The organism is Cellulomonas telluris (genome assembly GCF_004886325.1).
Classification (GTDB): Bacteria; Actinomycetota; Actinomycetes; order Actinomycetales; family Cellulomonadaceae; genus Cellulomonas; species Cellulomonas telluris.
Window position 1 is genome coordinate 94,764 of sequence record NZ_QXFN01000002.1, and the last position, 22,967, is coordinate 117,730.

At 77.6% G+C, this 22,967-nt stretch carries 20 protein-coding genes; 8 read left to right on the plus strand and 12 right to left on the minus strand.

What is annotated here, in order from left to right; genetic code table 11:
- Positions 1 to 47 precede the first annotated feature (47 nt).
- From FB586_RS19330 to FB586_RS05800, 3 genes are all read right to left on the minus strand, one after another.
- The gene (locus FB586_RS19330) at positions 48 to 383 is read right to left on the minus strand and encodes a hypothetical protein (RefSeq protein ID WP_168800470.1); all 336 of its coding nucleotides are present in this window, start codon (positions 381 to 383) and stop codon (positions 48 to 50) included.
- 17 nt (positions 384 to 400) lie between these two features.
- Complete coding sequence (locus tag FB586_RS19335) at positions 401 to 592, minus strand: hypothetical protein (RefSeq protein ID WP_155378452.1); 192 nt, start codon at positions 590 to 592, stop codon at positions 401 to 403.
- Between the two features lie 113 nt (positions 593 to 705).
- Positions 706 to 1,923 carry a hypothetical protein gene (locus FB586_RS05800; protein WP_136518403.1) on the minus strand — a complete coding sequence of 406 codons (1,218 nt, stop codon included), beginning with the start codon at positions 1,921 to 1,923 and terminating at the stop codon, positions 706 to 708.
- Positions 1,924 to 2,092: 169 nt separating this feature from the next.
- Between FB586_RS05800 and FB586_RS05805 the strand changes: the two genes are divergently transcribed.
- Complete coding sequence (locus FB586_RS05805) at positions 2,093 to 3,091, plus strand: M15 family metallopeptidase (RefSeq protein ID WP_246036548.1); 999 nt, start codon at positions 2,093 to 2,095, stop codon at positions 3,089 to 3,091.
- A 56-nt stretch (positions 3,092 to 3,147) separates the two neighbouring features.
- On the opposite strand, the gene FB586_RS05810 is transcribed toward FB586_RS05805, so the two are convergent.
- The 5 genes from FB586_RS05810 to FB586_RS05830 form a co-directional block, all read right to left on the minus strand.
- Entirely contained in the window at positions 3,148 to 3,366 is a 219-nt protein-coding gene (locus FB586_RS05810; RefSeq protein WP_136518405.1) for a hypothetical protein, read from the minus strand.
- Positions 3,363 to 4,082, minus strand: a complete 720-nt coding sequence (locus tag FB586_RS05815; protein WP_168800471.1) for a RelA/SpoT-related domain-containing protein — start codon at positions 4,080 to 4,082, stop codon at positions 3,363 to 3,365. Before FB586_RS05815 ends, FB586_RS05810 begins: the two co-directional genes overlap by 4 nt.
- A gap of 307 nt (positions 4,083 to 4,389) precedes the next feature.
- Entirely contained in the window at positions 4,390 to 5,457 is a 1,068-nt protein-coding gene (gene ligD, locus FB586_RS05820; protein ID WP_136518407.1) for a non-homologous end-joining DNA ligase, read from the minus strand.
- 68 nt (positions 5,458 to 5,525) lie between these two features.
- Entirely contained in the window at positions 5,526 to 8,438 is a 2,913-nt protein-coding gene (locus FB586_RS05825; protein WP_136518408.1) for a helix-turn-helix transcriptional regulator, read from the minus strand.
- Entirely contained in the window at positions 8,435 to 8,638 is a 204-nt protein-coding gene (locus tag FB586_RS05830) for a hypothetical protein (protein ID WP_136518409.1), read from the minus strand. Before FB586_RS05830 ends, FB586_RS05825 begins: the two co-directional genes overlap by 4 nt.
- Positions 8,639 to 8,956: 318 nt before the next feature.
- Between FB586_RS05830 and FB586_RS05835 the strand changes: the two genes are divergently transcribed.
- The 6 genes from FB586_RS05835 (at position 8,957) to FB586_RS05860 (ending at position 14,897) form a co-directional block, all read left to right on the plus strand.
- Complete coding sequence (locus FB586_RS05835) at positions 8,957 to 9,193, plus strand: PspC domain-containing protein (protein ID WP_136518410.1); 237 nt, start codon at positions 8,957 to 8,959, stop codon at positions 9,191 to 9,193.
- A gap of 126 nt (positions 9,194 to 9,319) precedes the next feature.
- Positions 9,320 to 9,760 carry an ATP-binding protein gene (locus FB586_RS05840; RefSeq protein WP_246036550.1) on the plus strand — a complete coding sequence of 147 codons (441 nt, stop codon included), beginning with the start codon at positions 9,320 to 9,322 and terminating at the stop codon, positions 9,758 to 9,760.
- 144 nt (positions 9,761 to 9,904) lie between these two features.
- The gene (locus FB586_RS05845; protein ID WP_136518411.1) at positions 9,905 to 11,401 is read left to right on the plus strand and encodes a MinD/ParA family ATP-binding protein; all 1,497 of its coding nucleotides are present in this window, start codon (positions 9,905 to 9,907) and stop codon (positions 11,399 to 11,401) included.
- A gap of 129 nt (positions 11,402 to 11,530) precedes the next feature.
- Complete coding sequence (locus FB586_RS05850; RefSeq protein WP_222928301.1) at positions 11,531 to 12,106, plus strand: RNA polymerase sigma factor; 576 nt, start codon at positions 11,531 to 11,533, stop codon at positions 12,104 to 12,106.
- A gap of 108 nt (positions 12,107 to 12,214) precedes the next feature.
- Entirely contained in the window at positions 12,215 to 13,780 is a 1,566-nt protein-coding gene (locus FB586_RS05855) for a hypothetical protein (RefSeq protein WP_136518412.1), read from the plus strand.
- A gap of 163 nt (positions 13,781 to 13,943) precedes the next feature.
- Positions 13,944 to 14,897 carry a 5'-3' exonuclease gene (locus FB586_RS05860; protein ID WP_136518413.1) on the plus strand — a complete coding sequence of 318 codons (954 nt, stop codon included), beginning with the start codon at positions 13,944 to 13,946 and terminating at the stop codon, positions 14,895 to 14,897.
- Positions 14,898 to 14,936: 39 nt separating this feature from the next.
- On the opposite strand, the gene FB586_RS05865 is transcribed toward FB586_RS05860, so the two are convergent.
- The 4 genes from FB586_RS05865 to FB586_RS05880 form a co-directional block, all read right to left on the minus strand.
- On the minus strand, positions 14,937 to 15,722 hold the full coding sequence (locus FB586_RS05865; RefSeq protein WP_136518414.1) for a DUF3806 domain-containing protein: 786 nt from the start codon (positions 15,720 to 15,722) through the stop codon (positions 14,937 to 14,939).
- Positions 15,723 to 15,827: 105 nt separating this feature from the next.
- Positions 15,828 to 19,967 carry a S8 family serine peptidase gene (locus FB586_RS05870; protein ID WP_136518415.1) on the minus strand — a complete coding sequence of 1,380 codons (4,140 nt, stop codon included), beginning with the start codon at positions 19,965 to 19,967 and terminating at the stop codon, positions 15,828 to 15,830.
- Positions 19,968 to 20,181: 214 nt separating this feature from the next.
- Positions 20,182 to 20,811 carry a protein-L-isoaspartate O-methyltransferase family protein gene (locus tag FB586_RS05875; RefSeq protein WP_136518416.1) on the minus strand — a complete coding sequence of 210 codons (630 nt, stop codon included), beginning with the start codon at positions 20,809 to 20,811 and terminating at the stop codon, positions 20,182 to 20,184.
- A 47-nt stretch (positions 20,812 to 20,858) separates the two neighbouring features.
- Positions 20,859 to 21,497, minus strand: coding sequence for a hypothetical protein (locus tag FB586_RS05880; protein ID WP_136518417.1), 639 nt, complete (start codon positions 21,495 to 21,497; stop codon positions 20,859 to 20,861).
- Positions 21,498 to 21,774: 277 nt separating this feature from the next.
- Here FB586_RS05880 and FB586_RS05885 point away from each other — a divergent pair, with 277 nt between their 5' ends.
- Positions 21,775 to 22,929, plus strand: coding sequence for a M15 family metallopeptidase (locus FB586_RS05885; protein ID WP_136518418.1), 1,155 nt, complete (start codon positions 21,775 to 21,777; stop codon positions 22,927 to 22,929).
- Positions 22,930 to 22,967 lie beyond the last annotated feature (38 nt).

The following is a 22,967-nucleotide window of genomic DNA, read 5'->3' on the forward strand; positions in this document are numbered from 1 at the left end:
GTCTCCTCGCCGTCGTCGTCCCCGGGGCCGTGCGCCCGCGAGCGGCGTCACCCCCCGACGTACGCCAGCGACTCCGCGACGAACCCGCGCCAGACCTCCGGGTCGTCCGACGCGATCCGCACCCACTCGCGCATGGGCGGCCGGGCCTCGGGGAAGGACAGCCCCGCACCGGACGCGACGAGCGCCGCCACCCGCTCCCGCGGGAGCTTCACCACGAGGTGGTCGGACGGCGTCATGGCCACGATCCGGCCGTGCACGCGCAGCGTCGCCGTGCCGAAGTGCCGCCGCCCGGCCTCGGGCAGGACGACGCCCGGCACGTCGGCGAACGCGGCCGCCACCGCGTGCAGGCGCGCCTCGGCGGCGGAGCGCTCGCGCTCGGGCACCGCGGGCCCCGCCGGCGTCAGGAGGGGTTGGCGCCGCCCGGCAGGGGCAGGTCGTCCGGGTCCGGCGCGTCCGGGACGGCGGGCGGCGGGTCGTCGCTCGGCAGCGGCTGCTCCTCGCGCGGGTCGTCCGGCTGGGCGTCGTCGCCGGGCACGTCGGTGAACTGCGGCTCGTCGGGCACGGCACCCGGGTCGGGGATGGGGCTGCTCATGGTGCACCTCCACGTCGCGACGGCCGCTCGGGACGGGCGGCGGACGAGGACACGCTAGGGCGCGGCGCGCGCCGGCGCGCGCGGGACCTCGGGCGGGCGGGGGACCGGTGGCGTCAGAGCACCGGTGCGGACTGCCCCACGACCTCCGGCCCGCCGACCTCGCGCCCGCCGTCCGCGTCGTGGGCGAACGCGTGCGCGACGCGCATGCCGGGCACACCGGCGGCGGAGGCGTCCACGACGACCCGCGGGTAGGGCCGAACGTCGTCCGCGGGCGACGTCCACCCGACCGCGGCGGCGGCCAGGCGGCAGCGGCGTGCGTGCTCCCGCGCGTCGGCCACGCCCTCGCTGCCGTGGGCGAAGGACGTCACACGGAACCCGTCGTCGTCCTGCACCAGGACGAACGGCGCCACGCCGCGCGGGTCCGCGAGCGCCTGCTCGAGCGCGTGCTCCAGCGCCCGCAGGGCGAGGTCCTGCACGCGCGGGCTCGGCCGGTGCGGCAGGTCCTCCGGCGTGAGCGTCGAGGCCGGCGGCACCGTCGGGGTGGACGCCGTGACGACGTCCGCCTCGGGCGGGACCGCGTCCGGCCGGTCGGCTGCGGGAGGGGACGCCTCCGACCGGTCGGACGTGGTGAGAGGCGCGTCGGTCGGGGGGACGAGGTCCTCCCAGGGCGCCGACGCGGGCGCGGCGGGGGCGGGCGACCCCGCGTCGGCCGCGGTGCGGCGTCCCCGGCTGGGCAGCGCGGCACCGTGCGCGGTCGGCAGCTGCACGGGCTCCCACCCGGACGGGGTGGCCGCGCGGGCTGCGTGGCGTCCCGGGTGCGGCGTGGCGTCGGGGGCCTGCGACGGGCCGGCGGGCGCGGGCAACGCGGGGGCGGGCGTCGTCAGGTGGGCGGTCGCGCGCCGCACGTAGTCGACCGTCCACACGGGCGTGCGCAGCCGGCACCGGGCGTGCGCGTCCAGCACCGTCAGCACCGGCATGTGCACGCGTCCGCCGGCGACGACGCCGGGCGTCGCGCCGTCGGGGCCGGGGCACATCATCCAGACCGCGCCCGGCACGGCGTGCACCAGCAGGTCGCCGACCGCGATCCCGATCGCCGCCGTGACGCCCGCGGGTGCGGGCGCGTCGGCGGGGTGGGTGCCGAGGAGGCGGGCCCAGCGGGCGTCCAGCGCGCCGGCGTCGTGCACGTCGACGCCGTCGTCCTGCAGCCACAGCCGCAGGCGGTCGAGGTGGGCGGCCTCGGCAGGCAGGAGCGGGCGGGCGAGGACGGGGCCGGCACCCGGAGGGGCAGCCGGTGCGGTCCCCGCCGGGAGGGTCGGCGAGGCGGTCTGCATGCCCGGAGCATCGGCGCGTGCACGCCGCCTCTTGAGCCACGGATGTGTGACGGAGGTGTGACAGGACGGCGGGGGTGGCGGTTACCGTGGTGGGCGCCGACCGCGCTCGGCCCCGCCCCTCGCCCGTCCGCTCCCGGAGGTCGACATCCGCCGCGTCGCCGTCGCCGTCGTGACCGCCGCCTCGCTCGCCCTGGGCACCGCGGCGGGTGGCTGGGCGTGGACCGCCGACCGGCGCGCGGACGCCCGGGCGGAGCGCGCGGCCGCCGAGGAGCGGGTCGCCGCGGTGGTGGACGCCGCCGATACGGACCGGGCGGCCGCGGCCGCCGCGCAGGCCGCGCTCACCGCCGTCGGCACGTCGGCCGTCCTCACCGGCCCCCGTGCGGCGCTCGACGGCGCGCTGGCGCAGGCGCGGGCGACGCTCGCGGAGTCGGCCGAGCGCGTCGCCGACGACGCCGTGCGCCAGGCGCTCGCGGCGACGCTCGAGGCGGCGGAGGCCGAGGCACCGGCCGCGTCCGCGGTGCGCCTGCGGGCGCTGGCCGCCGACGTCGCCGCCGCGGAGCACGGCGTGCGCGAGGCCGTCGCCGCGCGGGACGCCGCCGAGGCCGAGGCCGGCCGGGCAGCCGCCGCAGCGGCAGCGGCAACCGCGCCCCGCCGGCCCTCGACGTCCGCTCCGGCACCGTCCGCGGACCGCTCGTGCGCCACGACGTACTCGGGCCCGGCGTTCTACACCTCCCCGCCGACCGAGGGCGGCGACGGGAGCAACGGGCGGCTGCCCGCCTCGGCGCTGACCGCCGTGTCGTGGGCGCGGGACTCCCGCGGCACCCCGTTCTACCTGCGGCACGACGCGGCCGCGGCCCTGGAGCGGCTCAACGCGGCGTTCCGTGCGGCGCTCGGGCACGACCTCGCGCTCGACCTGACCTACCGGGACTACGACACGCAGGTCGCGATGCGCGCGGCGCTGGGCTCGGTGGCCGCGACGCCGGGCACCTCGTCGCACGGCACCGGCCTCGCCGTCGACGTCCCCGAGCTGCCGTGCGAGTACGGCTGGGACAGCGCCGCCCGGGCGTGGCTCGTCGAGCACGGCCCGTCGTACGGGTGGGTCTCCCCGGCGTGGGCGCGGCAGGACGGGTCGAACCCCGAGTACTGGCACTACGAGTACCGCGGCTGAGCCGTCCAGCGCGGTGGTGCAGGTGGCGATCAGGCGCTCACGGCGGTGAAGCCCTCTCAGCAGGAGGAGAGCTCGTCCTGGAAGTACCGAGAGTGAGTCCGCTTGATCGTCGCCAGCGAATCGCTCACGAGCGAGACCACCTCAACATCCGGATCCGCACTGCCTTCAATACGGAGTCGGCGCTCGAAAGCCTCGCGATATCCACCAGGACCCGCGTACTCCTCCACCTTCCGCTCGCCGGTGCGGCGGTTGTACGCGATCACGAAGGCGGTCATGGTCGAGCACCGTACGCCGCCGAGCGCCAAGAAGCGAGGTCGGACTCGATCTGCCGAAGGTTCTGCAAGACAGTGCCTTCATGCTCCGGGATGGTGGAGAGGTCAGCCTCGACGTCGGCGGAGAGCGCAGAGCGAGGCGCGCCCGCGGCGTCGAGTTGCGAGTTCCGGAGATCCGCCGCGACCTGCTTCGCTGCTTCCAGCTGGGCGATGCTCGTGAGTGACAGCTCCTGCACCGTATGCATGAGTGCACGACCGTCGGCCGTTTGCGGCTCCGCCCCGTACCGGATCTCGCGGCCGAGAACGTCCGCCAGTCGCTCGTAGACGTTGGCCCAAGCGCCTTGTAGATGCGTCCGGACCTGAACTTCAGCTCGGCCCTGCGGCAGTCGGAGCCACACGTGGACCGCCCGGTACCCGGCGTGCTGACCGTCGCGCAGGTCGCGGATGGCCTCGAGACCGTGATCGAAGGCCGCGGCGAGAGCCTGCGCCACCACGTCCTGCTCCTCGAGCGTCATCTCACACTCGAACCGAACACCCGCGATGTCCTGGATGTTGCCCAGCGGCGTGCCCGGGTCCCTGCGGAGCTTGTCTCGCAGAGTCGCCACGGTCTTCGCGCGGCTGGTGATCTCAGGCGCGGAACGGTCGGGCACGAGGCTGGTCCAGTCGAGGCTGCGGATTGACTCCTGCGTTCTCGTGGCGAGCTCGTTGTAGTGGCTCATGACCTCGGCGTAGCTCGGACCACCAGAGGGCGCACTCACTCCCTCGCGGATGGCACGGCCGAGCCGCCGTAGTTGGCCGGCGGTCCATGGCATCGCCCGAAGATGCCCGACCGGTGGTTCGTCCTGAAGGCCCACGTGCCGGACGCTATCGCCCGCCAACGACATCAGCGCAAGGCGCGTGCGGAGGAGACGCGCCGGGCGGCGTCACTAGCGCCGGGGGGAGGGGGGACCAGTGCGGCCGCGTGCGGGCCGGTCGACGACACCACCACCCTCTCTGAGAAGGCGGTGCATGCAGGCGGCGATTGGGTCAGCGCGGGCGGTCGCGGTCCTTGCTCGGCTGCACGCGCTTCGGCTCACCGGGCATCTTCGGGTACTCCGGCGGGTACGGCAGGTCGCCGTGGCCCTCGTCGCGCTCCTGCCGGTCGGCGAGCTCGAGCAGCGAGTCGAGCCGGTACCGCGGGGACGCGTGCGCGACGAGCGGCGCGAACAGGTCGCCCGCCTCCGCGAACCGCTGCGGCATCGTCAGCACGTCGAAGTCGTCGGGGTGCACGTCCCCGATCTCGTCCCAGCGCAGCGGCGCGGACACGGTCGCGCGGACGTTCGAGCGGATCGAGTACGCGGAGGCGATGGTGCGGTCGCGGGCCATCTGGTTGTAGTCGACGAAGATCTTCTGCCCCCGCTCCTCCTTCCACCACTTCATCGTCACCTCGTCGGGCAGGCGCCGTTCGAGCTCGCGGCCGAACGCGATCGTGGCGCGGCGGGCGTCCGTGAACGACCACTCGGGCTCGATCGGCACGAAGACGTGGATGCCGCGGCCGCCCGACGTCTTCGGCACGCCCTCCAGGCCGTGCTCGGCGAGGAGCTCGCGCACGTGCGGCGCGACGCGTGCGGCGTCGTCGAAGTCCGTGCCCGGCTGCGGGTCGAGGTCGATGCGCACCTGGTCGGGCCGGTCGACGTCGTCGCGGACGACCGGCCACGGGTGGAAGGTCAGCGTGCCCATGTTCGCCGCCCACGCGACGACCGCGAGCTCGGTGGGCGCGACCTCGTCGGCCGTGCGCCCGCTGGGGAAGGCGATGCGCGCCGTCTCGACGTAGTCCGGCGCACCCTGCGGCACCCGCTTCTGGTAGAACGCGTCGCCGCTGTTGTCCTGCCGCGTCGACATGCGGGCGCCCTCGAAGACGCCCTTCGGCCACCGCTCCAGCGTCGTCGGGCGGTGCAGCAGCGCGCCGAGGATGCCGTCGCCGACGGCGACGAAGTACTGCACGACGTCGAGCTTCGTCAGCCCGCGCGCCGGGAAGACCACCCGGTCCGGGCTCGTCACGCGGACGGTCCGCCCGTCCACCTCCAGCTCGACCGCGGGTGCCTTCTGTGCCATGGGTCACACCGTAGGGCCGGACGCCGACATCAGCGACGTCGCGGCAGGTCGCAGCCCTGCGGCCGGCCTCACGGCACCGCCGTGAGCAGGCCCCGGCGGTGCGCGACGGCGACCGCCTCGGCGCGGCCGGACGCCCCGAGCTTGGCCAGCAGGTTCGACACGTGCACCGACACGGTCTTGCCCGAGATGAACAGCCGCTCGCCGATCTGCCGGTTCGACAGCCCCTGCGCGACGAGCGCCAGCACCTCCGCCTCCCGTGCGGTCAGCACGTCGGTCGTGGGGGCGCGCACGCCGTCGACGTCGAGCCGGCCGCGGCGCACGAGGTCGCGGACGGCCGAGGCCAGCGGCACCGCCCCCATCCGCTCCGCCTCCGCGAGCGCGACCGACGCCTGCTCCGACGCGCCCGCGCGGTCGCCCGCGGCCAGCAGCGCCTCCGCCCAGCGCCACCGCGACCGCGCCTGCTCGTACACGTGCCCGTACCCGAACTCCTCGACCGCGACCGCCCACGCGTCGGGGTCCGCCCTGCCGTGCGCGCGTGCGTGCTCGGCGCGCACCCGGGCCAGCCACGCCCGCCCCTCGGGCCCGATGCCGCCCGAGCGCGGCCGGCGCCCCTGCGCCGTGCGCTCGGCCCGCTCGAGCCGCGCGTCCGCGTCGGCGAGCAGCGCGGTCACGTCGCCGCCGGTGAGCCGGAGGGTCGCGGCCTCGTCCGCGACGGCGGCGAGTGCGAGCGCCATCATCCGGATCCCGCCCGTGTACATCTCGGGCCACACCGAGCGCATGTGCGCGTCGACGCGGTCGAGCAGCGCCCGCGCCTCGGCCGGCCGGCCCTGCCACGTCAGCGCGTCCACCGCGTTCCCGCCCGCGAGCAGCGCGACGAGCGCGTCGCGGTCCCACCACGGCTCCAGCGCCGCGGCCCACGCCACCGTCCCGTCGTCACCGCGCGCGACCGCCGCCCACAGCTGCGCCGCCCCGACGAGCGCGGCGGCGAGCCCCGGCACGTCGCCGCCGCCCGCCGGGGTGGCCGCCGGCGGTGCGAGGTCCCCGCGCGCGAAGCGCACCGTCGCGTCGAGCGCGTGCAGCTCCATGCCGTGCGGCGCCCACGTCATGCCGAGCGCGCGGGCCCGCGCGACCCCCTCGGCGGACGCCGCCGCGGCGGCCTCCAGGTCGCCCACGTCGTAGTGCGCCGAGGCGAGGTTGTAGCGGATGCGCAGCTCCGTGGCCCGGTCCGCGGCGGCGACGGCCCGTTCCAGCGCCTCCGTCAGCAGACCGGTGGAGTGCGCGTGGTCGAGCCGTTCCGCGACCGCGAGGGTCGCCAGCGCGTCCGACTCGGCGGCCGCGTCGTCCACCGCGCGCGCGACCTCGACCGCGCGGGCGGCGAGCTGCTCCGCCTCGTCCTCCCGGCCGGCGTTCACCGCGGCGCGCGCGTACGTCGCCAGCGCCCACGCCCGCGCCGGCGTGGGCGTGTCCGGCAGCTCCGCCACCGCCCGCGTCGCCTCCGCGAGGGCCGCGGGCACGTCGTCCACCCCGAGCAGGTGCCGGGCCAGCGCGGTGCGCACGACCGGCACCTCGTCCGGCGGCGTGCCCGGGTCGTCCAGCGCGGACCGGGCGAGCTGCACGGCACGGTCCGCCGCGCCCGCCCGGCTCGCCGCGCCGGCGGCCCGCAGCAGCACGCCCACGTGGCGCTCGGGCAGCCGCGCGGCCTCCTCGGGGACCGCCTCCCACAGCCGCAGGACGACCTCGAAGTGGCGCAGCTCCTCCGTCGGGGCGAGCACGCGGTGCGCCTGCACGGCGGCGTCCCACGACGCGCGCAGCGCCACCGGCAGGTCGGGTGCGCGGACCGCGTGCGCGGCCCGCTGCGCCGCCGTCCCCAGCTGCGGGTCGGCGTCGAGCGCCCGCAGGTAGGCGCGGTGCACGCCGCTGAGCTCGCCCGGCAGCAGGTCCGTGTAGACCGCCTCGGCCAGCAGCGCGTGCCGGAACGCGATGCGCCCGTCCTCGACGACGAGCACGTGCTGCGCGACCGCCTCCCGCAGCGCACGGTCCACGGCGCCGGGCTCGCGCAGGACCGGGTCGTCGTCGGCGCGCGCCGCGGCCCGCAGCAGCGGCTCGTCCACCCGCCGCCCGGCCGCCGACGCGAGCTGCACGAGCCGAAGCGGCGCCGCCTCGAGCTGCTCGACGCGGGTGCGCAGCACGTCGCCGAGCGACCACGGCAGCTCGTCGCCGTCCGCGCCCGCCTCCAGCAGCTCCTCCGTGAAGTACGCGTTGCCCTCGGCGCGCTCGCGGACGCGGCGCAGCAGCGGGTCGGGCAGGGGCGCGCCCGCGACCGCCGCGGTGAACAGGCGCAGCTCGTCCTCCGTGAACGGCTCGAGCGGCAGGTGCTCGGTGCGCGGGTGCCGCGCGAGCTCGGCCGCGACCGACCGCCACGGGTGGCGCCGGTGCAGGTCGTCCGTGCGGTACGTCGCGACGACGAGCAGGTGCTGGTTGGTCAGCCGCGAGACGAGGAAGCGCAGCAGGTCACGGCTCGACGCGTCGGCCCAGTGCAGGTCCTCCAGCACGAGCAGCAGCGGGTGCGCGGGCGTCGCGCAGGCGGCGAGCGCCTCCGCGACGCCCTCGAAGAGCTGGAGACGGTCCGCCACGCCGTCGCCGGACGCCCCGCCGGCCCCGGTGCCGGCGAGCCGTCCCAGCGCCGGCCGGGCCGCGACGACCGCCCCCACGGCGTCCGGGTCGAGCGCGTGCAGCGCGCCCAGGGCCTCCGCGAACGGCAGGTACGGCAGCCCGATCTCGCCGAGGTCCACGCAGTGTCCGAGGGCGACCCGGGCGCCGCCGGCCTCGGCCCGCGCCGCGACCTCGCGCACCAGCCGGGTCTTGCCGACGCCGGCGTCCGCTCCCAGCAGCACGAGCGCGGGCGCCCCGGCGCGCGCACGGTCCAGGGCCTCGGTCAGGCGGGCGACCTGGTCCGCGCGCGCGACGAACGGGGTGCTCATCGGGCCACGTGCCATGCCCCCGATCCTGGCAGCACCCACCGACGCCGTGCGGCACGGTCGGCGCCGCGTCGGACGGCGGCGCGCCGGGCACGGCGCACCCCCGTGCCGCCGGCCGGCCGGCCGGAGAACGCCTCGCGCACGCGCTCGCGCCGGTAGGCGAGCTCGGCGTCGAGCGCCGGTCCCCACGTCATGCTGTTCATGTCGCACTCCTTCGTCGTCCCCCGCGGGCCGTGCGGCCACGGCACCGACGGTGCTCGTGAGGCGCACGGCACCGCATCGGGCGGTCGACCGGTCCGCGGGCGCGGGGTGAGGGGCAGGCGGGTCTGAGGCGGCCGGTGCGGCGTCTGAGGTACCTCAGGACCGGGAGGTCGGACGGGACCGGGCCCGTCGGGCGACCCCGACGGGGACGACGGTCGGTTCGGGGTCGGGTCCGGGTCCGTCCCGGAGGCGGCGCGGCGCGCCGCGCGCCAGGCTCGGGTGACGGGTGCGGACGGTCCGCACCGGGACGGAGGACCTCGATGGACGGGATCCGCGGCGCGTTCGCACGCGCCGGGCTGGTGCGGCCCTACGCCGGACGGCTGCTCGCGGGGGTCTGCGCGGGCGTGGCGGCGCGGGCCGGTGTCGACGCCTGGCTGGTGCGCCTCGTGCTCCTGCTGCTGCTCGTGCTGCCCGGCAGCCCGTTCCTCATCTACGCCGTGCTGTGGATCTGCATGCCGGCGCAGGGCTGGGTGCCGCCGGCCCGGACCACGACCTGACCTGCGGCGGCACCGGTGGCGGCGACGGGCTCGGCGCCGGGAACGGTGCCGGACGCGTGTGCCGGACGGGTGTCCGGCACGCGGGCCGACCGGCGCGACGGCCGTCTCTCGGGCACCCTGGGGGGCGTGGGTGACGTCCGGGACCTCCGCAGCGGCCGGCGCCGTGGTGCGCCGCCACCCCTCCTCGACGACGAGCTGGTCGTGATCGCCGAGCGCAGCGCCTCCCGTCAGGCGCGGCACTGGGTGATGCGGTCGGTCGCCGGGGTGGGCGTCGGCGGCGCGGCGAACCAGGTCATCGAGCTGCTCGCGGGCGAGCTCGTCTCGAACGCCGTCGTGCACGGCCCCGCGGGCGAGCCGGTGCACGTCGCCGTGCGCGTCGACGGCCCGCTCGTGCGCGTGGCGGTGACCGACCGCGGCGGCGGCACGCCGCGCGTGCGCCACCCGGAGCCGACGGCCCCGAGCGGTCGCGGCATGGCGCTGGTCGAGGCGCTGTCGACGGCGTGGGGCTCCGCGCGCCAGCCCGACGGCGGCACCACGGTCTGGTTCGAGGTCGACACCGACGCCTGACGTCCCCGGGCCTCCGCCCGGGCCCCCGCGCTGCCCGTTGTGCGCACATGGCGCAGGAGGGATACGTTCGTCCAGGATTTCAGGGCGGACGGACCCCGGCGCGCCACCTGCGGGGCGCCGTGGGCCGGCGGACGGAGGGGACCGATGACGGACAGCGGCGGCGACGTGGCGACGCGCGAGACCACGACGACCGGGGCGCTGCCCCACATCGTCGCCGAGGTGCGCGAGGACGGCACCGGGGAGATCTCGGTCGACGGGGTGCTCGAGCGCATCGCCGCCGCCGACCTCGCGGAGGCGGGCGCGCAGATGACGTCGCGCATCGCGGCCCTCGCGCAGGAGGCGGGACGGGCCCTGCCCGTCGAGGTGCGCGACCCCGACGGGCTGTGGGCGCTGCTCATCCACCCCGACGGGCGCGTCGACGAGGCGCCGGAGAGCGACGCGGACGAGGCGGCGCCGCTCAGCGGTGCGGTGCCCGCCGTCGACGGCGCGCCGGCCGCCCCGGCGCCGGTGCCCGCCCCCGGCACGCCGGCCCCCGTGCCGGCGTCCGCGACGACGGCCGCAACGGACGCCCCGACGACCACCGCGACCGCCGAGCCCGCGGCTCCCGCGACCCGCCGGGGCGGACCGGCGACGGGCGCCACGCCCGCGGTCGGCACGCGCCGCGGCGGCCCGGCGACCGGGTCGACGCCCGCCGTGGGCGGCGCCTCGCTGCCCACGCTGGACGACCTCCTCGCCGCGCGGCACCCCGCGCACAGCGGCCCGGCCGAGCAGGGCTGGCAGCGCACGGTGCGCAGGCTGACGTTCGGTGCGGTCGCGCCCGCGCCGGGACGCGCCGAGCGCCTGCGCCGCTCCCAGGTCGAGGCGGTGCGCCGCACGTTCGACGGCCCTCGCACGGTGGTCGTGGTCAACCCGAAGGGCGGCGCCCACAAGACCACCGCCACGATGCTGCTCGCCGCCACGTTCGGCCTGCACCGCGGCGGGTACACCCTCGCGTGGGACAACAACGAGACGCGCGGCACCCTCGGCTGGCGGTCCTCGCACGCCGACCACACCCGCACGGCCGTCGACCTGCTGCACGCGCTGCCCGACCTGACCGGCCGCGGCACGCTGCGGATCGGCGACCTGGACTCGTACGTGCGCACCCAGCAGGACGAGCAGTTCGACGTGCTCGCGTCCGACGAGAACGCCGCCTCGGTGTCGAGCGTGGACGCGCAGTCGTTCCGCTCGCTGCACTCGGTGCTCGCGCAGTTCTACCGCGTGCTCGTCGTCGACACGGGCAACAACATGCGCGCCTCCAACTGGCGTGCCGCGGTCGACACGGCCGACCAGCTCGTCGTCGTCTCCACGCTCCGTGAGGACACGGCGCAGTCGGCCGCGTGGGCGCTGGACGCGCTGCGGGCGACCGGTCACGAGGAGCTCGTGCGGCAGGCGGTGACGATCCTGTCGTTCCCCGAGCCGAAGGTCGACAAGGACCTGCGCCAGCGCCTGCGGTCCCACTTCGGGGCGCTCACGCGCGCCGTGGTCGAGGTGCCGCACGACCGCGCGCTCGTCGCGGGCGGCCCGATCCGGCACTCGGCGCTGCGTCCCTCGACGCGGGACGCCTGGCTGCGGGCGACCGCCGTGGTGGCCGACGGGCTCTGACGCGCCCGGCCGGCGGGACGTCGGCGGGTCCGTGCAAGATCGGCGGACCCTGCGACACCAGGGGGTGAGGGCGTCGCGCGCACGCGTGCCGTCCGCCGTCCGCGCCGACCAGACCCGCCGGGAGCCGCAGTGCCGTCGCACCCTCCGCACCTCGACGTCGTCGCCGACGGGCCGGGCCGTGGCGCCGGGCCCGCCGCCGGGCCCGCCGCCGGCGTGCCCGCTCCCGCGCACGACGCCGCCTGGTACGAGGCGCTCGTGCGCGAGCACGCCACGGCCGTGCACCGCTACGTGGCGCGGCGCGCCGGTGGCGGCGAGGCGGAGGACCTGACCGCGGACGTCCTGACCGTCGCGTGGCGGCGGCGGGACGACGTGCCGGACGGCGCCGAGCTGCCGTGGCTGTACCGGACGGCGGCGTTCGTCGTGGCGAACCACCGGCGCAAGGGACGTCCCGTGCCCGTCGCGGACGTCCCCGACACCCCCGACGCGGACGACCCGGCCCTGCTCGCGGTCCGCGACGAGACCGTGCGCACCGTGCTCGCCGGGCTGTCGCCGCGGGACCGGGAGGTCCTGCTCCTGCACGCCTGGGAGGGGCTGACCGGCGAGGCGCTCGCGACGGTGCTGGGCACGGGGCGCGGCGGTGCCGACGCCGCCCTGTCCCGCGCCCGCTCGCGGCTGCGCGCCGCCTTCGCCGCCGTCGACGCCTGACGGACCCGCCGCCCGCTGCAAGTCCTGCGGGCACGACGACACAGACGGGGCAGGAGAGCGTCGCCGGCCGGTCGGCCGCGACCGCCGCACCGTCCCGAGGAGGACACCATGGACGACCCCCGCGACCCCCGGCACGACGCGGCCACGGGCGACCCGACCGGCGACCCGCGCCGTGCGGCCGACCCCGCTGCCGACCCCGCTGCCGGCACCGCACCCGACGCCGGCACGCGCGACGACGGCCCCGCCGCGGCGGAGGACGCCGCCGTGGCCCGGGTGCGCGCGGCCGACCCCGCCGCCGATGCCGCGCCCGACCTGCCCCGCCTGACGGCGCGCCTGTCGGACGCGACGGGCGTCCCGCTCGCGGCCGGGTCCGGCACGCCCGCGACCGGGACCGACGAGCTCGCCGCCGCCCGCGACCGGCGCCGCCGCCCGGCGCGCTGGCTGCAGGTCGCGGCCGTCGGGACGGGCGCGCTGCTGCTCGGCGGGGGCGGCTACGCCCTCGGCGCGACGGCGTCGGACGACCCGGCCGCGCCGGCGATCGCGCTGCAGCAGGCGGACGCCCTCACGGAGGCCGGGACGCCGGCGGTCGGGGCCGCGACGGACGCGCGCAGCATGATCGCGCCCGGCTTCGGCGGGCGGACGACGTTCTCCGGCGAGGGGCTGCCGACGGAGGCGGGCGAGGCGCGCGCGTGGGCGTACGACGCGACGGCGGTCGCGACCGCCGACGCAGCCCGCCGCGTCGCGGAGGCGTTCGGGGTGTCCGGCGAGCCGCGCGCGGAGTGGGGGCAGTGGGTGGTCGGCCCCAACGACGGGACGGCCCCGACCGTGACCGTGTCCGGCGACGGCCTGGGGAACGTCTGGTTCCACGACCCGACGCGCGACCCCGGGATGTGCGGCGCAGCCCCGGACGCCGGCACGTCGGACGGCACCACGTCGGACGGCTCCGCGGCCGTCGGCACGCCCGAGCCGGCCGTCGAGCCGGGCCTCGCGCCGTCGGTGCCCGCCCCGGCGGCGCCCGAGGCGGCCGCGCCCGAGCCGGCGGATCCCAGCGTGTGCGACGCCGGGTCGACGCCGACCGGGGACGCGGCCGTCGCGGCGGCCCGGGCGCTCGTCGAGCGGGTCGGTGTGGACGTCTCCGGCTACGAGCTCACGGTCCTGGAGGACTCGGGGCTGCCCGGGCTCGTGCAGGTGCAGGCCGCGCAGGTCGTCGACGGCACGCAGACCGGTGCGGCGTGGTCGGTCGGGCTCGTGGGCGACGGCGTGCAGTCGGCGTCGGGGCCGCTCGCGTCCCTCGTCGAGCTCGGCACGTACGACGTGGTCAGCGCGGCGGAGGCGGTGGACCGGCTCAACGACACGCGGTTCGGCGCGTCCTTCGGCGGCGTGATGCCCCTGGCGCGCGCGGCCGGCGCCGCCGAGAGCGCCGTCGGGATCATGCCCGTCGAGCCCGAGCGCACCGAGCCGACCGTCCCGCCGGTCCCGGCGCCCGGCTCGCCCATCGCCTGGCCGGTGCAGCGCGTGACGCTCGTCGACGCCCGCCTCGGCGTCACGCTGCTGACCGCGCCCGACGGCGCCGCGGTGCTCGTGCCGGCGTGGGAGCTCACCGACGCCGACGACCAGACCTGGAGCGTCGTCGCGGTGGCCGAGGAGCAGCTGGACCTGAGCCCGGTCGGCTGACCGGGCACGGCCGGCCGCCGCAGCCGCGGCGGCCACCCGGGGGCGGGGGAGGGCCCGCACCCGGTCCGGGCCGGCCGGCGTCGGAGGGGCGCCGGCCGGCCCGCTCACACGCCGCGGCGCCCCGCGGGCGGCGCCGTCGGTGGGCCTCGATAGCCTTCGCCCCATGCCCGCCGGACGACTGCTGCTCCTCGACACCGCGTCGCTGTACTTCCGTGCGTACTTCGGCGTGCCCGACTCGGTGAAGGCGCCCGACGGCACCCCGGTCAACGCCGTCCGCGGTCTGCTCGACATGATCGCGCGCCTGGTCACGGACCGGCGGCCCACCCGCCTCGTCGCGTGCTGGGACGACGACTGGCGTCCCGCGTTCCGCGTCGAGGCCATCCCCTCCTACAAGGCGCACCGGGTCGCGCAGGAGGTGCCGGGCACGACCGGCGTCGAGGAGGTGCCGGACACCCTCTCGCCGCAGGTGCCGGTGATCGTCGAGGTGCTCGCCGCGCTCGGCGTCCCGCGGCTCGGCGCGCCGGGGTTCGAGGCGGACGACGTCATCGGCACGCTCGTCGCGCGGGAGACGGCCCGGCCCGCGGGTGAGCGGGACGCCGTGGACGTCGTGACGGGCGACCGCGACCTGTTCCAGCTCGTCGACGACGAGGTCCCGGTCCGCGTGCTGTACACGGTCAAGGGCATCAAGGACCTGCTCGTCGTCGACCAGGCCCAGCTGCGCGAGCGGTACGGCGTGGCCACCGGCCGCGCGTACGCGGACATGGCGACCCTGCGCGGCGACACGAGCGACGGCCTGCCCGGCGTCGCCGGCATCGGGGAGAAGACGGCCGCCGCGCTCGTCCACCGGTACGGCACGCTCGAGGCCGTCCTCGCCGCCCGGGACGCCGGTGACCCCGGGCTGACGGCCACGCAGCGGCGCCGCCTCACCGAGGCGGCCGACTACCTGGCGGTCGCGCCCCGGGTCGTGCGCGTCGCCGCCGACGCGCCTGTCGCCGCCGTCGACGACCGCCTGCCGGCGACGCCCGCCGACCCCGACGCGCTCGTGGAGCTCGCGCAGCGGTGGGGCCTGGCGTCGAGCGTCCGGCGCGTCGTGGACGCGCTCGCGGCCGCGCACTGACGCCCGGCGCCGCCCGGGCCGGGTGCGCCCGGGACGGGGTCAGCCCGCGGCGGGCAGCGCGCTGCGCACCGTCTGGACGAGCCGCTCCACCTGCTCGGCGAACCAGCCGGGCCGGGCGTCCTCCCAGTACTGCGCGACCGACGCCAGCGGGTAGACGAGCACCTCGGGCTGCCCGTGCGCGAGGACGATCTCGGTGCCGAACCGGTCGCTCACGGCGGCCCAGCGCATCGCGGGCGCACGGGCCACGACGAGGTCGCCGAGGGCGACGCCGAACGCGTCGGCGAGCGGGCGGTGGTCCGGGCGCTCGGCGGCCTGCGCCCACTGGGTGCGCACCCGGTCGAACAGCGCCGCGACGGCCGCCCCGTCCGTGGGGTCGTCGCACAGGTCGGCCACGAGGGCGCGCTGCTGCGCGAGCCAGATGCGCTCGGCCGGGTTGAGCTCGTCGACGGTGTGGCCGAGGTCGGCGGGTGCCGGACCGTCGTGCGGCTCCGCAGCGGTGCCCGGCTCCGGGCCGTCGCCCGGCTCCGCAGCGGCGCCCGGCTCCGGCCCGTCGCCCGGCTCCGCCTGCTCGGGGGCGGCGTCCCGGGGGGCGAGGTTGGCCGGGACGAGCGGCACGAGCGGCTCGTCGTCCGCCGCCGCGGACGTGTCCCGCGGGCCACCGGGACGGGCGGGCCACACGGGGGTGAGGACGAGGTCGTCCTCGTCGTCCGGCAGGTCGGCGTCGTCGTGCTCCGGCTCCTCGGCGGCCAGGGGCGTCTCGGCGGGGCCGTGCGGCGTCGGCAGCACGGGGCCCTGCGGCGGCGTCCGTCGGTCGAAGAGGCCCATGACGTCCCATCGGCGCGGGCGGGAGGTCCCTTGACGCACCGGGGGCCGGTGTCGCCCGGACGGACGTCCGTGGCGGCACCGGCCCCCGGTGGGGTCGTGCGGTCCTCAGCGCACGCGGACCACCTGCGCGGCCGCACCCGGCAGGTAGCCGTCGTCGCCGCCGTAGACCACGGTGACGACGTTGGTGTGCCGCAGGGCCGGCAGCGTGACCGTGGCGGTCCCGTCCGTCAGCGGCACGACGCCGAGCAGCCGCAGCCCGAGCAGTACCCGGACCGAGCCGGTGCCGGCGGGGGCGCCCTCCTGCGTGCCGCCGACGGTGACGGTCACCTCCGGCTTGCTGCCGCGCGGCACGTCCCACGTGTCGGCCGAGAGCGTCACGCGGGGTGCCGCGCGCGTCACCCGGAGCTCGGCGCGACCCTGCGACGCGGTGACGTCCGCGCTGCCGGCGTACACCGCGACGAGGCGGTGGCGACCGGCGGCGAGGTCCCGCGGCAGCTCGACCGTGGCCGTGCCGACGAGGCCCTCGACGGCGAGCTCACCGCTGGCGAGCACCTCGTCGCCCTCGCGGATCTCGACCGTGCCGGACGGCGCCCAGCTCCGGCCGGTCACGGTGACCGTCGCGGTGACGGGCGACCCGTACCGCACCGAGGTGGGCGACAGCGTGAGCGTCGTGGCCGAGGCGGACGCCCCGATCTCGACCTCCACGACGTCCGAGGTCGAGCCCTCGTACGCGCCGCCGGCGGGGACGAACTCGGCCCGCAGGGCGTGCGTGCCGGCCGCGAGCGCCGTCGTCGTGAGCGTCGCCGTGCCGTCCACGACCTCGGCCTCGCCGAGCACCGTCTCGCCGTCGAGGAACCGGACGGTGCCGGTCGCCTCGGCGGGCTCGACGGACGCGGTGAGCACCGTCTCCTCGCCGGCCGCCTCCGCGGCCTCGACGTCGAGCGTCGTCGTCGTCGCGACCGGTGCGGGCACCGTCACGTCGACGAGCTGCGCCCGGTCGCCGGGGGCGTTGAGGTGGTGCAGCGCGAGGATCCGGGCGTCGTCGGCGCCGGGGCCCTTGTGCACGTCGACCGTCGCGCCGTCGAACGCCGCGGAGACGAACTCCGCGCCGATGTTCGACTCGAACCACAGCGGCGGGTCGTACGGGTCGACCGTGAACGGACCGACCTGGTCGACCACGCCGTCCGCGGGGAACGCGTACGAGCTGTACATCGCGGCCCACACGCCGACCTGCGTGCCCGGCTCCACCCCGAGGGCCGCGAGCGGCACGGGGACGGTGAGGACGTTGTTGTCGAACGCCCCGGCCTCGACCTCGCCCGCGAACGGGAAGGCGAGCTCCGGCCCGGCGAGCAGGTCGCCGCTGGCGAGGTCGTACGTCTCGACGACCGTGTAGTCCGCGTCGGCGATCTTCGACACGATGCTCACGACGTCGGGCTCGGCGTCGCCGTCGGTGTCGACGAGCACGCGGGGCTGCAGCGCGTGGCCGACCACGGCCCAGTCCGCGTCCGTCGCGATGCCGACGCCGAGGTAGCCGTCGGCGGTCGGGTCGCCCCCGTCGGCCTCGACGGCCGGGGCGGTCGACGCCCAGCCCACGTGCCGGATGTCACCGGCGGCGAGCGTGGACGGCGAGGTCTCCGCGCCCGCGGGCAGCGCCTCCAGGCGGGGGCTGTCCGCGGCGTGCACGAGCGGCGTCACCAGGCCGTACCAGCCGTCGGCGACGACGTCGCGACCGCTGAGCACGAGCTCGGCCGTCTCGGCGCCCGCGTCGGCGAACTGCACCGGCGCGGCCTCGAGGTCCGTCGTGGGCCGCGGCGCGGCCTGGACGGGCAGACGCCACTCCTGGTCGCCCGACGTGAGCACGAGGCGGCCGGACACCTGCGAGACGAACTCGCGCGCGAGGCCCTCGACCTGCTCGACCTCCTGCGTCGGGTCGATCTCCCGCGCCAGCGTCGCGGGGTCGGCGGTGAACGTCAGGGTGACGATCCCCGTGCCGCCCGCGGGCACGCGCAGCGACGCGGGGCTCGCGGTGATGCGCGCCTCGCCCGACGTGGTGCTCTCGGTGACCTGCGTCGCGTACGTGCGGGCCGTGCTGCCCAGGTTCTGCACGGTGACGGCCTTGCGGACCGTCACCGGCTCGGCGGCCAGGTGCACGACGCCGAAGCTCACCGACGTCTGCTGCGGGCGCTCCGCGTTGTACAGGAGCGTGTCGTTGGTGACCGCCGACAGGGCGTCGACCCGGCCGGAGCCGACGCGGGCGGGGCCGTAGGCGAGGTCGCCGCCGGGCTCGACCGTCACGTCGTGCGTCGCGGTGTTCATGATCCCGGCCTTGACCTGCGCGGCCGACCAGCCCGGGCGGGCCTCCTTCACGAGCGCGGCGATGCCGGCCACGTGCGGCGCCGCCATGGACGTGCCGTTGCTCGTCGCGCCGCCGTTGCCGGAGCCGACGCCGGCGGACACGATCTGCTGGCCCGGCGCGGCGACGTCGGGCTTGGCCCAGCCGAGCGAGCCGTGGGCGCCGCGCGAGGACGACGCGCTGAGGGTGTCGGCGCCGACGTCCTGCCGCGCGGACAGGGCCATCGAGGGGCCGATGCGCGCGACGAGGGTGCCCGCCTCGATCTCCGGCAGGAGGGCGTCCGTCGTGGGCGCGGTCATCTGGAAGCCGGGGATCGCGGCGTTGCCGGCGATGCCCGCGGGGAAGATGCGCTCCTCGGTGGGCAGCAGGACGCCGACCGCACCGGCGGCCGCGGCGTTGTTGAAGCGGGCGCCGGAGCCGCACGCGCGGGTGGCGTCGTCGTCGTTCCACCACAGGTACGCGATCTTCCCCGCGACCGCGGCGGCCTGCTCGGGCGTGAACGGCGTGCAGCCCTCGAAGGTGTCGCCGAGGTGCACGACGGGCGCCGTGACGTCCTCACCCGTGTAGTTCACCGAGTTCTGACCGGCGTGCCGGCCGACGAGCGCCGGGTCGGACGCCTCGACGACCTCCATGGCGTCGAACGCGAGGTCCTTGCCGATCGACCAGGCGACCGTCAGGCCGGCGGGGCCGTTGCCGGGGGAGCCGCCGATGTCCTCGACGTCGCCCTCGTTGCCCGCGGACAGCACGACGACCGTGCCGAGCGCCGTCAGCTCGGCGACCTGGAGCGACTCCGGGTCGTCCGCGGGCGCACCCGCGGCACCGAGCGAGAGGTTGAGCACGTCGAGACGGTCGGAGAAGTCGCCGTCGCCGTTCGGGTCGGCCGCGTGGTCGAACGCGAGCGGGGTGAGGTTGGTCGAGCCGGCGACGTCGCCGAAGACCTTGAGCGCGTAGAGCTGCGCGGCGGGCGCGGTGCCGGGGCCGACCGGCCAGTCGGCGACCGACTCGAGGGCGCTGTAGTCGCCGCGGAACGTGGTGCCGTCGGGCGTCACGCCGTAGCCGGCGGCCGTGCCGGCGACGTGCGTGCCGTGCCCGTGCACGTCGATGGGGTTCTCGTCGGGGACCGGCACCAGCTCGGCGCCCTCGCCGCCGGCGTTGTAGATCTCGCCCGCGAAGTCGATGCCGCCGAGGAACTTCTCGGGGTCGTAGGAGCCCTCCGGGATCGGGCCCGAGCCGTCGACGCCGTACGCGGCCTCGTACGCCTCGACCGTGCCGGGGCCGCCGAAGTCGGCGTGGGTGTAGTCGATGCCGGTGTCGACGATGCCGACGGTCACGTCGGTGCCGAGCACGCCCGTGTCCTGCCACGTCGCGAGGGCCCGGGTGAACTCGACCTGCGCGGCGTTGTCCAGCGTGCGCTCGGCGACGAGGCGGACGGACACGACGTCGGGCCGGTCGGCCAGCGTGCGCAGCTGCGCGGCGTCGCCGACGACGAGCGCGCCGGAGACCAGGTTCGTGAGGGTGGCGATGCGGGTCGGCTCGGCGGCGAGCGTGCGGGCCTCGCCCGCCTCGGCCGGCACGACCTCGGACGCCTTGGCCTCGGTCGCCTCGGCGGCGGCGAGGACCTCGGCCGGGGCGCCGCCCTCCTGGGCGACCTCCACGCCGGCGGGGGTGTCGAGCTCGACGAACGCCGTGACGGTGCCCTCCGCGGCGGCGAGCGCGGTGCCGACGCCGTCCTCCACGTCCGAGCCGGAGGGCGGGACGGGGACGGCGGGGTCGGTGACGAGCAGGCCGGACAGCTCGTCCGGCGGTGGGGCGGCGCTGGCCGCCGGGGCGAGCAGCGCGGTGGTGAGGACGACGGACGCGGCAGCGATGCCGGCGAGTGCGCGACGTGGCATGGGCTCATCCCGGGTGTCGGATGGTGCTGGGCACGGCGGACGCGGAGGACGGGCGTCCCCGCGTCATCACCCGGTATGGCCCCTGTCACAGATCCCCCCGGGCACGTGCACGCTACTCACCGGTAGGCGATTCGTCACCCCTCTGTCGGAATCCACGGTGCGTCCGGGTCCGTCGGGTCCGCCGGGTTCCGCAGCGACCTGACCGCGGCGCGCCTCAGCGCAGCGGGACGAACGTGTACGAACCGTGCGTCGACACCTCGGGCGGCCCGTCCGGGCGCCGGCGGACGCGGTGCATGGTGTGCCGCACGGGCACCACGAGGACGCCCCCGGGCGCCAGCTGCTCGACCAGGGCGTCGGGGAGCCGGGACGCGGCGGCCGAGACGAGGACGCGGTCCCAGCCGCCGGGCCGGGGCCGGCCGAGCGTGCCCGGTGCCGCCGGCTCGAGGCGCGCCCACGGCATGCCGGCCGCGGCGACGTTGTCCGCACCCCACACGGCGACCGCCGGCTCGAGCTCGAGCCCGAGCACCTCGCCCGTGGGGCCCACGAGGCGCGCGAGGAGGGCGGTCGTCCACCCGGACCCGGCGCCGACGTCGAGCACGTGCGCGCCGACGGGGACGTCGAGCAGGCGCAGCATCGCGGCCACCGTGCTCGGCTGGGACCCGGTCGAGCCGTGCCCGAGCGGCAGCGCGCGGTCCTCGCGGGCGTGCCGCCGCTGGTCGGGTGGCAGGAAGGCGGCGCGGTCGAGCGAGCGCAGGGCCTCGGTGACGGCGTCCGGCGCGTGCGCCGGCGCGGGCCGGCCGTCGTCGTCCGGCCCCGGGGCGGCACGCGGCGTCCGGTGCGCCATCCCGGCAGCGTACGTCCGCGGTCCGCGGGCGGCGCGCCGGGGGTCGGTCAGGGGGTGGGCGGCGCGTCCGGGTGCGGCCACGTGGCCTTCGGGGACACGACCGGGACCTGGCCGGTGAGCGTCGGGGGACCGGCCGCGTGCCGGCCCCTGCGCACCACGGGGACCTGACCGGTCGCGGAGGCCACCGGGACCACCGGGATCTGCCCGGTCGCCGCGGCGACGGGCGCGACGACCGGGATCTGACCCGTGACGGCCGCGACGGGCGCGACGACGGGGACCTGGCCCGTCACGGCGGCGACCGCGGCGACCGCCGCGGTCCGTGCGGCGGGCTCGACGACGGGGATCTGACCGGTCATGGGGCCGGTGCGGGGCACGTCGGCGGCCGCAGGGGCGGCGCTGAACCGGGGCTTGCGTCCGGGGCGGCGGCGGAACCGGCGCTCCTCGACCCCTTCCAGCGTGGTGGCGCGCCACACGGCGCCGCCGTTGAGGCGGCCGTCGGGCGGGGGCAGCCACGGCACCTTGCGCGAGAGCCACACGCGGATCGTCGCGTGCTCGACGTCGAGGCGCCGCGCGAGCCGGGCGATGTCGTAGAGGTCGTCGAGGCCGCCGCCGTCGCCGTGCGGGGTCGACGACGCGCGGTCCGGGCTCGGGGCCGGGGGAGTCGACGGCGCGTCCAGGTCGGGCACGGGAGGAAGCGTAGTGCCCCGTGCCCGGCGCCCGTGTGACGGTCGCGTAACAGGATGTGCACACGATCTTTTCACCCGATGTGGGCTCAAGGTCCTAGGACAGCCGTCCGACTCACCTAACGTGTTGCGCGTGAGTGACAGATTGCCGAGCCGTCGGCGTCGGTCGGGCGGCAGGCATGTCGCTCCGCGCCGTCAGCCGACCCCCCTCCGCCTCCCGACCCGGTGGAGCACCCCCCTCCCCGCCCGCCTCGCGCAGGGCGCGGTCGCCGTGGGCCTCGTGCTGAGCACGGGCGCCGTCGTGGTGACCGCGACCGCCGAGGAGCCCCCCGCGCGCCAGCTCGCCGGCGCCCAGGACGAGCCCGAGGCCCAGCCCGCCGAGGACCGCGCCGCCCTCGCCCGGACCGAGCAGCTGCGGTCCGAGGCCGTCGAGGTCGCGTCCGACGCGATCGAGCAGGCCTCCGCCGTGCGTGCCGAGGCCGAGCAGGCCGCCGTGGCGCCCGAGGTCCTCGCCGAGCTCGACGCCGCCACGGCCGAGCTGCAGGCCGCGATCACCCAGGTCGACGTCGCGCCGCTGACGCCCACGGACGCGCTGCCCGACCGTGAGCGCGCCGCGTCGCGCTCGTCGGTCGACCGCGAGGAGAGCGCGCTGGCGGACGAGGACGGCGGGAGCGCGGCCACGCCGTCGCCCGGGTCGTCGTCGGCCCCGTCGGCCGACCCGAGCGCGCTGCCGACCGACCCCGAGGCCGCCGACGCGACCCCGACCGCCGAGCCCGAGGGTCCCGAGGCCGCCGAGGCCGCCGAGGCCGCCGACGGCGAGACGACCACCGTCCCCGACTCCGGCGACCCGGCGACCGCACCGCTGCGCGAGGCGCTCGACCGCGTGACCCGCGCCGCCGACGCCGCCCGTGCGTCCGCGGACCAGAAGCGCGCGGAGGCCGCCGCCGCGGCGGCCGCCGCCCAGGCCGCCGCTGACGAGGCCGCACGCGTCGAGGCCGAGAAGGCCGCGCAGCGCGCCGCCTGGAAGGCGTCCCTCCAGGGGTTCGCGAACGGCCGCGTGCCCGACTCCGCGCTGTGCGGCGTCGGCTTCGACTCCTCCGTCCGCCTGCGCTGCGACGCCGCCGAGGCCCTCGAGGCCCTCGACGCCGCGTTCACGGCGCGCTTCGGGCACCACCTCGACGTCACCGACTCGTACCGCTCCTACGCGGCGCAGGTGGCGTGCCGCGCGAACAAGGGCTCGCTGTGCGCCCGGCCCGGCACCTCGAACCACGGCATGGGGATCGCGGTGGACGTCGCCGGCGACGTGCAGTCGTTCGGTACCGCCGAGCACCAGTGGATGCGCGAGAACGCCCCGGCCTACGACTGGACGCTGCCCGAGTGGGCGCGCGCCGGTGGCAGCAAGCCGGAGCCGTGGCACTGGGAGTACGTGGGCTGAGCAGGGAGGTCGTCGCGCGCCGGTCCTACGATCGCACC